The sequence below is a fragment of the Polynucleobacter sp. MG-Unter2-18 genome, from assembly GCF_018687675.1.
GTDB lineage: Bacteria > Pseudomonadota > Gammaproteobacteria > Burkholderiales > Burkholderiaceae > Polynucleobacter.
In genome coordinates, this window is the sequence record NZ_CP061302.1 from 1007004 (window position 1) to 1019576 (window position 12573).

Below are 12573 nucleotides of genomic sequence, written 5' to 3' on the forward strand. Positions count from 1 at the left end.
TTGATGGATGCAATCGGCAATCGGTTTCAATTAGTGCCAAAAAAATCCCTGTGGATTCTAAGTGCTGCAATCTTTCTATCGCTGTTTGGGCACCTGATTTTATTTTTTGGGATTCCATTCTTCTCTTTTGGTAGTGCGCCCCCCATTGCCGAAGATCTCATCATCAAAACAGATCTTCGGGTAGAGTCGCCAAAGAAAATCCAAATGACTACTGCGTCAAAGAAAAAGGCATCACCCAAGCAAACTAACGCAGTATCAGCAGATCCTTTAGCAGATCAGGGGAAAGGAGAGCAGGGTGCATTGGGCAATCAGTCTGGGCAAGCATTTCGTCTTCCTGAATCTGGAACGTATTATTTTGATGCCTATGTCGATGGGCAACTCATTCAAGCCGCTCAATTGGACTGGATTACTGAGGGCAATAATTACCGCTTGTATATCAACATACCTTACGCCATCGTCGGCCCTTTTGTTTTTGAATCTAGAGGCACTGTCGATGCCTATGGCATAGCGCCATCCATTTACTGGACACAGCGGGGTACAAAACCACCGCGCTATTCTCGCTTTGATCGCGATCAGAGCGGAGGAGGGAAGATGTACTTCTCTGAAAAGCCTGAGTTCACACCGGATCTACTGCCAGGCACTCAAGATCGATTTAGCCTACTTTTTCAATTAGCCTCTTTACTAAATGGTAGCGACAAGATTGATGAGGCTGGCAGTATTCGTAGTATTCCTGTAGTCGACTATGACACGCTCGAAATGTGGCAATTTAAAAGTTATGGCGAGAAAGAATCAGAAGATATTCCAAGCATGGGTAAGGGTGTTAATCGCCATTACGCTTTGTTGCAGCGAGAGAGTAGTAAATTTAAGCGTCAAGTGGATATTTGGCTGGCCAGGGATCTGGATTGGCTTCCAGGCAGAATGCGCTCTCTTGAGTCTAACGGACGTACCCTAGAGCTTATATTTAAGCAAAGGGCACCAATCGATAAATCTAGGCTACTTAACTAAGCTTAGGGATAGCCAAAACTAGATTAATCTACTCTAGAACCCCGAGCCTGATTTAGGGTTTTGGTTTGATCTTCCCAATAAAGCACCCATCATGGTGTACAGCGCAGCCCCAGACATGGATACAGCAAAGATTCCAGAGAAGGAAATAATGATGGGCAGGATACGCCAGCGCTCAGTCAGAAGGTAATTACCATAGCCAACAGTTGTGTACATCTCGCCGGCAAAATACAGGGTTTGCAGGTTTGTTGGGAATACCTGCAATCCCAAACAAATATAGGCCCAAGCAATAATTTCAAGCAGGTGAATAACAATAATCAATAAGATGGCAACGAAATACGATACAAAGTTGGCCCCGTAGACCCGTTTATTTTCAAGTTTTTGGTCAATCCAATGAAAAATACCCGCGATTGATAAAACGCTCAAACCATGGAATGTGAGCATTAAACACGTTAGAAATAACAAGAACCAGATATCGCTATCGCCCATATCCGCATTAATTTCAGAAAAGAGTGTGCTGAAGCTGGGGAGGGAGTTCAGGCCAGGAAGCTTGTCCAATAAGCTGCTAAAAGTCATCGATGCTATCCGTTAAATCCAGTGACATTTCTTGTTTGACATAATAATGATTATACGCATATTCAGATATGCCACTTATCAGGGAGTCTTCTTAGGACCGCCTGGATATGGCTGGTTATAGAGCTTTATCCAACGTGACATTAAGCCATCACGAATATCATCCTTGCCAAATAATTGAGCAACATCTATGGCTGTATATCCCTCATGATTTCTCATGCGCAAGTCCGCGCCATTATCAAGTAGGTATTTAATCAGCTGGACATTACCTGAGCCGATAGACATCATTAATGGCGTTGTCTCACTTGGACTTAATGCATTAATCTGGGCACCATTGGCCATTAGAAACTGAGTTATTTCTAAATGGCCATTGGTGGCTGCATAGTGAATTGGTGCCCAACCAAGCTTATTAACAGCAGCTTTCTTTTGAAGAACCAAGTTCTTGACTAAAGCAAGTTCGCCATCAAATGCAGCCAACATGAGCGCATTTTCACCACTTTTATTAGTCAAATTCACATCTGTAGCTGGATTGGCAAGCAATAAATCCGTGACCTTAAAAGATTTATCCCGTACAGCAAGGATCAACATGGGAGTGCCTTTAGGATCCAATGTATTGGGGGTAACGCCTGCCTTGATTAGGGATCGCACCTCTGAGACGTCATCAAACTTTGCTGCTTTGGTGAAATCCGCAATCTGATCGGCAGTTTGTGCGCTAATCAAGCCTGAGAAGCACAATAAGTAGGCATGAAAAAGACGGTTAACTTTAAAAGAACTTCTCATGATATTGCTCTATTTATCTGAAAACATTGAAAAAAATTATTTGAAGTTTGTTCTGCTAGCAATTCAACAGAAACACCCTTTAGTTCTGCAACATACTCACCAACCTTGGAAACCCAAGCCGGCTCATTCGTCTTGCCACGATAAGGAATTGGGGCCAAATAAGGCGAATCTGTCTCAATCAGCATACGATCCAGAGGAACTTCCCTACAGGTTTCCTGTAGGTCCTTGGCGCTCTTAAAAGTCACAATGCCAGAAAACGAGATGTAAAAGCCCATATCAATAGCAGCCCTGGCAACTTCAGTGGTTTCTGTAAAGCAATGCATTACACCGCCAATCTGATCAGCGCCCTCTTCTTTGAGGATTCTGAGGGTGTCAGCGGAAGAGGATCGCGTATGGATGATGAGAGGCTTCTTGGCTTCAATAGCCGCGCGAATGTGCGTTCTAAAGCGCTCCCTCTGCCATTCCATGGATTCATAGCTGCGATCGCCCATACGGAAGTAATCAAGCCCAGTTTCGCCAATCGCAATGATTTTGGGGTGCTTTGCTTGCTCGACCAGGAATTCAAAACTAGGCTCTGGCGTATCTTCGTAATCCGGATGTACCCCAACCGAGGCATACAAATGAGGATGATCTTCGGCTAGCTTTCGTACCTTAGGAAAGTCCGGAATATCTACTGATACGCACAAAGCATGACTCACCTTGCAGGCGGCCATATTCGATAACACCTCAGGTAGGCGGGTTTGAAATTCGGGGAAATCGAGATGGCAATGTGAGTCTATAAACATGACTCGCTATTTTAGTCTTCAAATACCTGCTGGTACTGAGAAAGCAATGCCTCTAGTTGAATGCGGGTAGCCAGCGGGTGATTTTCATGGCGCCGAGCCTGTAACAGAGACTTCCAGAAGCGGAGTAGCTTTGGTAGTCGCGCTTGTTGTGCAAGCGTCTTGATGGCAGTATAATGCTTAGGGTAATAGCGCGGCGCACCCATTTGGGCGCAGCTTTGCAAATCAGAGACCCACCGCTGCATAGTAGCCAGCAAAACTGAATATCGGGCTTTTTGCGTCCTTTCAGCAGCGTCTAGCCAATTGATTCGAGCGCCCTGCGACATCGCTTGCAATAAATAATTTGATGCCTGAATGGCAATCGCAAGCTCATCCTTCTCATCTTTATTGTGACGCGCAATTAAGGAGTCTAAAACTGCATAAGGTGCCCCACCCTGCTCGTCATAGATCGACTCGACATCGGCATCACTCATTTTTAAACCAGGAATCGTGCTCAGCTGAGTGCGCAACCAACTGAGCCCGCTCAATCGATCTGGTCGGGGTGCGGACAGTAAACGACAGCGAGAGCGAATAGTTGGCAACACGCGATCAAGGCGATCTGCTAGCAAAATAAAGATCGTATTTTTGGGGGGCTCTTCAAGAGACTTCAGTAAAGTATTCGCGGAGTCAGATCTGAGCATTTCTAAGGGATAAACCAGGATGACTCGGTTTCCGCCACGGTGAGTCCCAATAGACAGCCCTTCAATTGCACTGCGGGCATCTTCAATAGAAATGCTCTTCTTTTCTTTTTTCTCGGGCGCATCACCATCGCCATCAGCTTGACTAGCCTTGGATTTTTTTGGGGATTCAGCATCTGAATCAAAATCACCCTGTGGCAAAAGCTTGCTATGCGTTTCTGGCACTAGAGCAATAAAGTCAGGGTGGTTGCCGGAATCAAACCACCGACAGGCTTCACATTGATTGCAAGGCTTGATGGCAGCAGATGTCTCACATAAAAGCGCTTTAGCCAATTCAATAGAAAACTCAAACTTACCGATACCGGATTGACCATGAATCAGAACTGCATTAGGCAATGCAGCCAAGTTCATGCTATCCCAGACAGGCTCAAGCCATGGCGCTATTTTCTTGACCAACTCATTTGGAAACATCACAATACTCATTTAGAGCTTCATCTTCAATGACTCGAGCTCAAGCCAAATAGCTTCTGGTGTTTGGGTAGCATCGACTAGATAAAAGCGATTTGGATCTGCCTTTGCTCTACGTAAATACTCTTGACGAACTTTTTCAAAAAAATCCAAATCCATTTTTTCAAATTTATCGGGCGCCCTTACCTTCGACCTCCTACCTTCAGCAACCGAACCAGGTAAATCAAAAAGGAAGGTCAGATCCGGTTGAAGTAATGAACCATCGGGACGACCCTGAACCCATTTCTCCAAGTCGTTTAACTTTGCTAGGCTTAAGCCGCGACCGCCACCTTGATAAGCAAAACTCGCATCTGTGAAGCGATCGGAAATCACAATCTTTCCTGCTTTCAATGCTGGCTCTATCACTTGTGCAATATGTTCCCGACGAGCAGCAAACATCAGCAGCGCCTCAGTTTCCAAATTCATTGGCGCATCAAGTAATAGGGCGCGAAGTTGTTCGCCTAATTGGGTACCACCAGGCTCCCTAGTCATCACAACATCGCGATCAGGATGCCGCTGTTTAATCAAGTTGCTAAAAGATTCAATGTGCGTGCTTTTACCCGCGCCATCGATACCTTCGAAGCTAATGAAATAACCTAGAGATTGATCTGTCATAACGATTATTGTGGCTTTGCTTGAGTGGAAGAATTGCGTTTACGTTGAAACTGATCAACTGCGCTTTCATGCTCTTTGTATGTTTTCGAGAAATGGCTAGTGCCATCCCCACGCGCCACAAAATATACCGCGTCACTTTTTGCCGGATGAACCACAGCAAGGAGAGACTCCTTACTCGGCATCGCTATTGGCGTTGGTGGCAAACCCTTGTTCATATAAGTATTGTAGGGACTGTCCTTGCGCAAATCTGTTTTTCGAAGATTGCCATCAAATTTGGGGCCAATTCCGTAAATGACGGTTGGATCGGTCTGTAAAGGCATCTTCAAATTGAGGCGATTGACGAAAACCGCTGAGACCAAAGACCTATCGCTTGAGCGCCCCGTCTCTTTTTCCACAATCGAGGCCAAAATAAGTAGGTCATAAGGAGTTTTTAAGGGTGTGGCTGGGTCCCTTTGCTCCCAAGCAGTTCTTAGCTGCCTTTGCATCGCCTGTGAAGCCCTTCGATAGATTGAAGTATCTGAATCATCCGGGTCAAAAATATAGGTATCTGGATAAAAGAGTCCCTCATCGCCTGGGTAATTCAGTCCAATGGTCATCAACAGCTCTTTTGAACTCATACCTTTAGTTTGATGAATTAGCGCGGGATGTTGATCAATCAGGTTTCTCAGTTGCCATATGGTCATACCAGGAATGATGGCTACACTCTCTCGAACTCGATCACCACGGGCTATTTGCAACAAGATATTTCCCAAGCTAGCACGGGGAGCCAACAGATAGGTTCCCGGTTTTAACTTAGAGCCAACTAAAAGCACTCTTGCTGCCACTTGTAAAGTAACTACATTTGTAGATACTCCCTGCTCTGATAACTGACCTGCAATTGCAGATAGGCCAGATTGGGGAGTAATCTTGACTTTGTAGGCAGCTCCCTTATCAACATTTGATGTGGCTGGCACAACTGGCCATAAAAAGATGGCTCCGTACAAGATCAGCAGTAAGGAAAAGAAAATGAGGGCACAGGATTTCCATAGCCCACCTTTTGAGGGATTAATAAAAAGACTTCTCTGAAATTTTCTGCTCATCGAGATATGATAAAAGCTCATGACCCCAATCCCAAAAAACATCGCCATGCCCGCCTCCAGCCTGAACTCTGGTTTTACCCCCCTAAGCCATTGGGGCCTGATCTTGGTCCAGGGGGCTGATGCTGCAGCCTTGCTACAAAGCCAGTTAAGCAACTCCGTACTTAGCCTCAAGCGCACCTTGCTGGGTGATATTGCGCAAAGCCACGATTCTGTTCGACTAGTTGGCTATTGCAGCCCCAAAGGGCGTCTACTGGCTAGTGCTTGGCTTGGCTTATTTCCTGAATCAGTTGATTCGGACGACCGTTTTGCCCTTTTTGTTTCCAAAGATATTGCAGCGAGCACTGCAAAACGATTATCAATGTACGTACTTCGCTCAAAAGTAAAAGTGGTGGATGCCTCAGATGACTGGGAAGTTTTAGGTACTTATCAAAACGAGGATGCTAGTCAATCAACCAATCTACCCAAAGACTCTCTTGCCTTGCGAATGCCTGATGTACTTGCTCAAGATCAATCTTTTCAGCGTACTCTGATTGCCCGCAAAAAGGTGGGGCCAACACCGTCATCAATAGATCAGGCCTCACTAGATCAGTGGAATTCTTTAGAGGTATTGAGCGCCATCCCCAGAATTGTCTTGGCGACTCAGGAGCAATTTGTTCCGCAGATGATTAACTTTGAATCCGTTGCTGGCGTAGATTTCAAAAAAGGCTGCTATCCGGGTCAAGAAATTGTTGCGCGAAGCCAATACCGTGGCGCAGTAAAACGTAGACTCCAACTCGCGCATATCGATACCAGCGTAACTGCATTGGAACTGGCTAAACCAGGTGTGGAATTATTTCAAGAAGGTGATGCTAGTCAGCCATGTGGCATGGTAGTGCTGGCTGCTGCCAATGCAACAAATTCAGCACGTATTGATCTTCAGATTGAATGTAAGCTTGATGCTCTTGAAATTGGAGCTATACATCTTGGTGCAAACGATGGGCCGGTCTTAACACCAGATTCTCTCCCCTACCCCTTATTAGAAATTTAATCTCATTCCAACTCCACTCATAATGCTATGTGCTTAATTCTCTTTGCCTGGAAATCGCATCCAGACTACCCTTTGGTGGTTGCGGCAAATCGGGATGAATTTTATGAACGCGATACTGACCCCATGGGTTGGTGGTCTGAGCACCCTCATGTATTGGCTGGTAAAGACCGAGCGGATGTATTAGGTAGTCCTGGAACTTGGCTGGGCTTCACCAAGACAGGACGTTTTGCTGCGTTGACCAATGTCAGAGCGCCGAGCGAAAAAAATCCTGACGCAAGAACTCGTGGTGAGCTCAGCCTGCACTATCTTACGGGTCAGCACAAGCCGCAGGCTTACATCCAAGAGAATGCAAAACGGTTTGAGCTGTACAACGGATTTAATTTACTGATGGCTGATCTGAGCGATCCAGAGAATGCGGAAATGCATTGGGTAAGTAATCGCCTCATGATGGGTCAAAGCATCCGCCCAAGAAAAGTTTTTCCTGAGCAAGCACTAAGCCCTGGAGTCTATGGCCTGTCAAACGCAATGCTCGATACACCATGGCCTAAAGTAAACCACCGGGTAGCAGCGTTCGCTCAAACCTTGGCAATGGACAGTGGGCAACTCAAAAATGCAGATCACTATCTGCGCTTATTGGCAGATACTCATGAAGCAAGCCCACAAGAGCTTCCGAATACCGGCGTGAGTCCAGATTGGGAAAAAGCTTTATCTGCTGCGTTTATTAAGACTCCAAGCTATGGAACGCGTTCAAGCACCATTTTGCGTGTTCGCAAAGATGGTCAGTTTGAGATGGTGGAAAGACGATTCGATGCCAATGGCACTGTAGGTCACGATGTTGTCACCGGTGAGCTTACTGCTGCACCGGGATCCAACCTTTCGGTATAGGCGACTGAACAGCGCTGAATTATTTTTGCTGACGGGAGTCCTCATTAATGACTCGTTCACCATTTGCATTTTTACTTGCCAGTCGCTTGATAAACTGAAACGTCCCAGTTGACATACAGCAGATCTCGCCCTGATCGTTATAAAGTTTGGCCTCGCAAAAAGCCATCGTGGCAGTGCGACGTACGGTATCCGCTTTTACACGCAAGATGCCATTAGCAGCCTGCATGAAGTTATTTTTCATCTCCACGGTCACAACACTTCGATCACCAGGATCACTTGAGCGTGCAGCAACAGCCATGGCAACATCCATCAACGTGAGCAAAACGCCACCATGAGCCACATCCCAAGTATTGGTATGCTCTGGCTTGAGGGCTAGGAGTATTTCGCCTTTACCCATTTCAGCAGTGATTAGTCGCACGCCTAGAAGCTTTAAAAAGGGAACGTTAAGCTCTTCACCTAGGTTGGCAAGTTGAGTTTCTACATTGAGTTGTACTTTATTTGTCATAGGGTCATTTTAGAGGCTTCTGCGACGCTTGTGAATTACCCATAGAATACAAAATATGCCTTTTACGCTCCGTGGCGACGATGTATGCCAGCCAACCCCACCTACCCCTATATCCAATCCCTACTGGGTTGCGTTTTCAGCATCTGCTGCCAAACTAGTACTCCTTGAACTCGGAGCCACTGGCTTACCCAAGGATCCTGATTGGCTTGAACTTTTAGCGGGAAATCAACTCAATGTCGGTGGGCTCACATTCTCCAATCCGATTTCAACTGCCTATAGTGGCCATCAATTTGGGTCATGGGCAGGTCAATTAGGCGATGGTCGTGCCATCCTGCTAGGCGATATAAATCAGCTTGAGCTCCAACTGAAAGGGGCTGGTAAGACTCACTACTCCAGAATGGGTGATGGCAGAGCTGTCTTAAGATCTTCTATCCGTGAGTTCCTCTGTAGCGAAGCAATGCATGCCTTAGGCATACCCACCAGCAGAGCCCTTTCGGTAGTCGGATCAAAGCAGCGCGTTATTAGAGAAAAGGTGGAGACCGTAGCAGTGTGTTCACGCATTGCCCCAAGTTTTATTCGGGTCGGACACTTTGAACACTTTGCCTCACTTCAAAATACTGTCCGCCTTAAAGAGCTAGCGGATCTTCTGATGAGCGAATTCTATCCAGAGTGCCTTACTAAAAAAGATCCCTATTTAAATCTATTTAAAGAAATCAGCGCTCGCAATGCCAAATTGGTTGCTCAATGGCAATCAGTAGGATTTTGTCATGGCGTCTTAAATAGCGACAACATCAGCATCCTCGGTCTCACCATTGACTATGGACCATTTGGATTTCTGGATCACTTTGAAATAGATCATATTTGTAACCACAGCGATCATGGCGGTAGATATGCCTATCATCGCCAGCCACAAATCATGCATTGGAATATGGCCTGCCTTGCTAGCGCCATGCTTCCCCTGCTTGAACTAGAGCATTCAACGGAAGAATCCCAAGCTCTTTTACGTACAGCGCTCGAAGATTTCCCAGTGGTTTATGCAAAGGAATGGCAACACATATTCCGCTCTAAATTGGGCCTGCAGTTAGAGCAAGATAGTGATATTGAGCTCATTGAACGCCTCTTACAAGCGATGCATGATTCAAAAGTAGACTTCACCACATTTTTCCGTCAGCTTAGTAATATCCAAAGAGACTCTCGGTCGACAGAGATTATTCTGAGAGATGAATTCGACGATCGTGAGAATATTGATCAATGGTTTACCGACTACCTCAATAGACTTCAATCTGAAATATTGAATGACGAAGTCAGAAAAAGAATGATGGACCAAATCAACCCAAAATACATCCTAAGGAATCACCTCGCTCAAGCTGCAATTGAAAAAGCACAACAAGATGATTTTTCTGAAATCGAACAATTGCAGCTCATACTCAGCAAACCCTTTGATGAACAAGCGGCTTTTGAACATTATGCGAAAGCGCCACCCGTCGACATGCAGCGTATAGAAGTCAGCTGCTCCTCATAACCTACTACCTTTGAGCCATGAACAAGAAAACAGATCAAGAATATAAAAAATCACTGAGCGATATTCAATATCGAGTGACCCGAGAGGCTGCAACAGAAAGGCCGTTTTCTGGTGAATTCTGGGATCACTGGACTGCCGGTCAATATCGCTGCATTTGCTGTGATACCCCTCTATTTCAATCTTCAACTAAGTTTGATGCTGGGTGTGGCTGGCCTAGCTACAACGCACCAGAAAACAATGAGGTCATTACAGAAATTCGGGATGCAAGCCATGGAATGATTCGCACTGAGGTGCGCTGCACTGCATGTGATGCCCATTTAGGACACGTATTTGAAGATGGCCCACAACCTACTGGGCTGCGCTATTGCATCAATTCAGCATCCTTAGCATTTGAACCTTCTGAGAATGCCGCCCCAATTAAAGCGGAATAGCTTATAAATAGCTGGATAATCAAGCCCATGAAATTTCTATTTGACCTATTCCCGATCATCCTCTTTTTTATCGCCTTTAAATTTGGTGATATCTACACTGCAACTATCGTAGCGATGGTTGCCACCATTGGCCAGATACTCTGGGTGTATTACCGACATCGTAAGATTGATGCCATGCAATGGGTAAGCCTTGTCATGATTCTGGTATTTGGCAGCCTAACCATTTTCTTGCACGATAAGACTTTCATTCAACTGAAACCCACTGCGCTTTACTGGCTCTTCGCAGCCGCTCTATTTATTAGCGCTCAATTTTTTCAAAAAAACTGGATTCAAGTGTTGATGGGTAAACAAATTACCCTGAAAGAACCCAGATCAAAATCAGTTTGGCATCAGGTGAATATGGCCTGGGCAACCTTTTTCTTTTTTATGGGCGCTCTCAATCTCTATATTGCTTTTGAGTACTCAGAAGAAACGTGGGTCAACTTTAAGCTCTTTGGCAGCACTGGATTGCTAGTTGTATTTGTGATTCTTCAAGGGGTTTGGCTCACTCGTCACATGGAGCACCCTACAGAATGAATATCAACCAAGCACGCATTGCCCTATTTGAATCTGATCTCAGGTCAGCATTTCAGGTGGGCCATTTACAAATTGAAGATGAAAGCCATCTTCATGCAGGTCATGCGGGCGCCGCTTCTGGCGGAGGTCACTTTAAACTGACCATCGTAGCTCCAGAATTCGAGGGAATGACTAAGGTAGCCCGTCATAGAGCTATCTACGCTGCTTTAAATAGCCACTTTCCTGATGCAATTCATGCTTTGACCATTCTGGCATATACCCCTAGTGAAAGTACCCACTAAAAGCAGATTGCTTTAAGATTCTTATTTACCAATATTTAACTCCCTTACCTATGTTTAACACACGCCAAATTTTGACCATCAGCGCTTTCAGCGCTGCACTTTTATCAACAGCCGTTTATGCCCAAAACGCAGCCATTGTTAATGGCAAGCCAATTCCGAAGGCGCAGCTAGATAAATTAATTCAAAAATCGAATCAACTAGATAATCCCCAAGTGCGAGATCAGGGTAGAGAAATGCTAGTGACTCGTGAGCTCATTTTGCAAGAAGCCAATAACCGTGGCATCACACAAAAGGAATCCGTTCGAGACCAATTGGAGCAGTCCAAAATGGGCGTGCTCATTGCTGCCGTGTTTGAAGACTTCGTTGAAAGAGAGGGCGTAACTGAGGCCGAGTTAAAGGCTGCTTACGAGCAAGTTAAAGGGCAATACACTGGTAAGGAATATCACGTAGAACATATTCTGGTAGAAAATGAAGCAGATGCAAAAGCGCTTACCGCCCAAATTAAGGCCGGGGGCAATTTTGCCCAAATTGCTAAAGAAAAATCAAAAGATCCTGGCTCTGCACCGAACGGTGGAGATCTGGGCTGGGTAAGCGATAAAGCGCTTGTTCCAGAATTTTCTAAAGCGATGGTGCAGCTCAAAAAAGGTCAAATTACAGACAAACCAGTCAAGACCCAGTACGGCTGGCACATCATCAAGATGGATGATATTCGCGATGTCAAAGCACCAAGCATGGAGGAAATCAAAGACCAGCTTAAGCAGATGATCACAGCAGATCAAAATTGGCAAAAAGCAAAGTTCTCTGAGTTGATGCAAAAGCTTCGTGCAAAAGCCAAAATCCAATAAGTAAATTGATTTTGTAGCTTACTAACTTATGAACCCAGGTCAACCCCCTGGGTTTTTTCTTGGCTAACGAGAAACTGGATTTAGCTTTATATTGATAGGATGATGATTCTCCACACTATGCTCAGGGTCGGCAATATGACTCGTTCGATCGATTTCTATACCAAAGTTTTAGGAATGAACCTGCTTCGTAGCACTGAGAGGCCAGAGCAAAAATATTCTCTCGCGTTTGTAGGTTTCGGTAAAGGGAATGTAGATGGTCAATCTGAGATTGAGCTCACTTACAACCATGGTGTTGAGAGTTACCAGCTTGGTGACGCCTACGGCCACATTGCGATTGGCGTTGCTGATGCCTATGCTGCTTGTGAAAAAATCAAGGCTGCTGGCGGGAATGTAACGCGTGAGGCTGGTCCAGTCATGGGTGGTAATACCGTCATCGCCTTCGTCACAGACCCTGACGGCTACAAAATTGAATTAATTCAACGCTAG

The 12573-nt window shown here is 45.4% G+C and carries 16 protein-coding genes; 9 read left to right on the forward strand and 7 right to left on the reverse strand.

The window, feature by feature from the left end; genetic code table 11:
* The first annotated feature begins 33 nt into the window (after nucleotides 1-33).
* Complete coding sequence (locus tag C2759_RS05310; protein WP_251366909.1) at nucleotides 34-1005, forward strand: DUF3108 domain-containing protein; 972 nt, start codon at nucleotides 34-36, stop codon at nucleotides 1003-1005.
* 33 nt (nucleotides 1006-1038) lie between these two features.
* On the opposite strand, the gene C2759_RS05315 is transcribed toward C2759_RS05310, so the two are convergent.
* The 6 genes from C2759_RS05315 to mltG form a co-directional block, all read right to left on the reverse strand.
* Nucleotides 1039-1578 carry an ion channel gene (locus C2759_RS05315; protein WP_215353649.1) on the reverse strand — a complete coding sequence of 180 codons (540 nt, stop codon included), beginning with the start codon at nucleotides 1576-1578 and terminating at the stop codon, nucleotides 1039-1041.
* Between the two features lie 78 nt (nucleotides 1579-1656).
* Entirely contained in the window at nucleotides 1657-2355 is a 699-nt protein-coding gene (locus C2759_RS05320; protein ID WP_215353651.1) for an ankyrin repeat domain-containing protein, read from the reverse strand.
* The gene (locus C2759_RS05325; RefSeq protein WP_215353652.1) at nucleotides 2352-3140 is read right to left on the reverse strand and encodes a TatD family hydrolase; all 789 of its coding nucleotides are present in this window, start codon (nucleotides 3138-3140) and stop codon (nucleotides 2352-2354) included. Before C2759_RS05325 ends, C2759_RS05320 begins: the two co-directional genes overlap by 4 nt.
* Nucleotides 3141-3151: 11 nt before the next feature.
* A complete protein-coding gene (locus tag C2759_RS05330; protein ID WP_251366910.1) occupies nucleotides 3152-4297 on the reverse strand; it encodes a DNA polymerase III subunit delta' in 1146 nt (381 codons plus the stop codon).
* Complete coding sequence (gene tmk, locus C2759_RS05335; RefSeq protein WP_215353654.1) at nucleotides 4298-4936, reverse strand: dTMP kinase; 639 nt, start codon at nucleotides 4934-4936, stop codon at nucleotides 4298-4300.
* Between the two features lie 5 nt (nucleotides 4937-4941).
* Nucleotides 4942-6036 carry an endolytic transglycosylase MltG gene (gene mltG / locus C2759_RS05340; RefSeq protein ID WP_251366911.1) on the reverse strand — a complete coding sequence of 365 codons (1095 nt, stop codon included), beginning with the start codon at nucleotides 6034-6036 and terminating at the stop codon, nucleotides 4942-4944.
* Between mltG and C2759_RS05345 the strand changes: the two genes are divergently transcribed.
* Together C2759_RS05345 and C2759_RS05350 are read left to right on the forward strand one after the other, a co-directional pair.
* A complete protein-coding gene (locus C2759_RS05345; RefSeq protein ID WP_215353656.1) occupies nucleotides 6035-7042 on the forward strand; it encodes a folate-binding protein YgfZ in 1008 nt (335 codons plus the stop codon). The two genes, mltG and C2759_RS05345, sit on opposite strands and share 2 nt — an antisense overlap.
* Nucleotides 7043-7069: 27 nt before the next feature.
* Nucleotides 7070-7927: an NRDE family protein gene (locus C2759_RS05350; protein WP_215353658.1), complete on the forward strand. Its 858-nt coding sequence runs from the start codon at nucleotides 7070-7072 to the stop codon at nucleotides 7925-7927.
* A 19-nt stretch (nucleotides 7928-7946) separates the two neighbouring features.
* Here C2759_RS05350 and C2759_RS05355 read toward each other — a convergent pair whose 3' ends face one another.
* Nucleotides 7947-8432 carry a PaaI family thioesterase gene (locus C2759_RS05355; RefSeq protein ID WP_215353659.1) on the reverse strand — a complete coding sequence of 162 codons (486 nt, stop codon included), beginning with the start codon at nucleotides 8430-8432 and terminating at the stop codon, nucleotides 7947-7949.
* Nucleotides 8433-8487: 55 nt separating this feature from the next.
* Here C2759_RS05355 and C2759_RS05360 point away from each other — a divergent pair, with 55 nt between their 5' ends.
* From C2759_RS05360 to gloA, 6 genes are all read left to right on the forward strand, one after another.
* Nucleotides 8488-9954, forward strand: coding sequence for a YdiU family protein (locus tag C2759_RS05360; RefSeq protein WP_215353661.1), 1467 nt, complete (start codon nucleotides 8488-8490; stop codon nucleotides 9952-9954).
* Between the two features lie 17 nt (nucleotides 9955-9971).
* Complete coding sequence (gene msrB, locus C2759_RS05365) at nucleotides 9972-10385, forward strand: peptide-methionine (R)-S-oxide reductase MsrB (protein ID WP_215353663.1); 414 nt, start codon at nucleotides 9972-9974, stop codon at nucleotides 10383-10385.
* A gap of 27 nt (nucleotides 10386-10412) precedes the next feature.
* Nucleotides 10413-10961 carry a septation protein A gene (locus tag C2759_RS05370; RefSeq protein WP_215353665.1) on the forward strand — a complete coding sequence of 183 codons (549 nt, stop codon included), beginning with the start codon at nucleotides 10413-10415 and terminating at the stop codon, nucleotides 10959-10961.
* The gene (locus C2759_RS05375) at nucleotides 10958-11242 is read left to right on the forward strand and encodes a BolA family transcriptional regulator (protein ID WP_215353667.1); all 285 of its coding nucleotides are present in this window, start codon (nucleotides 10958-10960) and stop codon (nucleotides 11240-11242) included. Before C2759_RS05370 ends, C2759_RS05375 begins: the two co-directional genes overlap by 4 nt.
* A 50-nt stretch (nucleotides 11243-11292) precedes the next feature.
* Nucleotides 11293-12087 (forward strand): peptidylprolyl isomerase, encoded by a 795-nt coding sequence (locus C2759_RS05380; protein WP_215353669.1) that lies wholly within the window; start codon nucleotides 11293-11295, stop codon nucleotides 12085-12087.
* Between the two features lie 99 nt (nucleotides 12088-12186).
* Complete coding sequence (gene gloA, locus C2759_RS05385) at nucleotides 12187-12573, forward strand: lactoylglutathione lyase (RefSeq protein WP_215353670.1); 387 nt, start codon at nucleotides 12187-12189, stop codon at nucleotides 12571-12573.

Bases quoted from the DNA above. Each gene is read 5' to 3' on its own strand.
- gloA (WP_215353670.1), top strand. From the start codon at position 12,187: ATGATGATTCTCCACACTATGCTCAGGGTCGGCAATATGACTCGTTCG.
- C2759_RS05315 (WP_215353649.1), bottom strand. From the start codon at position 1,578: ATGACTTTTAGCAGCTTATTGGACAAGCTTCCTGGCCTGAACTCCCTC.
- C2759_RS05325 (WP_215353652.1), bottom strand. From the start codon at position 3,140: ATGTTTATAGACTCACATTGCCATCTCGATTTCCCCGAATTTCAAACC.
- tmk (WP_215353654.1), bottom strand. From the start codon at position 4,936: ATGACAGATCAATCTCTAGGTTATTTCATTAGCTTCGAAGGTATCGAT.
- C2759_RS05370 (WP_215353665.1), top strand. From the start codon at position 10,413: ATGAAATTTCTATTTGACCTATTCCCGATCATCCTCTTTTTTATCGCC.
- C2759_RS05355 (WP_215353659.1), bottom strand. From the start codon at position 8,432: ATGACAAATAAAGTACAACTCAATGTAGAAACTCAACTTGCCAACCTA.
- mltG (WP_251366911.1), bottom strand. From the start codon at position 6,036: ATGAGCTTTTATCATATCTCGATGAGCAGAAAATTTCAGAGAAGTCTT.
- C2759_RS05330 (WP_251366910.1), bottom strand. From the start codon at position 4,297: ATGAGTATTGTGATGTTTCCAAATGAGTTGGTCAAGAAAATAGCGCCA.
- C2759_RS05375 (WP_215353667.1), top strand. From the start codon at position 10,958: ATGAATATCAACCAAGCACGCATTGCCCTATTTGAATCTGATCTCAGG.
- msrB (WP_215353663.1), top strand. From the start codon at position 9,972: ATGAACAAGAAAACAGATCAAGAATATAAAAAATCACTGAGCGATATT.
- C2759_RS05350 (WP_215353658.1), top strand. From the start codon at position 7,070: ATGTGCTTAATTCTCTTTGCCTGGAAATCGCATCCAGACTACCCTTTG.
- C2759_RS05320 (WP_215353651.1), bottom strand. From the start codon at position 2,355: ATGAGAAGTTCTTTTAAAGTTAACCGTCTTTTTCATGCCTACTTATTG.
- C2759_RS05345 (WP_215353656.1), top strand. From the start codon at position 6,035: ATGACCCCAATCCCAAAAAACATCGCCATGCCCGCCTCCAGCCTGAAC.
- C2759_RS05380 (WP_215353669.1), top strand. From the start codon at position 11,293: ATGTTTAACACACGCCAAATTTTGACCATCAGCGCTTTCAGCGCTGCA.
- C2759_RS05360 (WP_215353661.1), top strand. From the start codon at position 8,488: ATGCCTTTTACGCTCCGTGGCGACGATGTATGCCAGCCAACCCCACCT.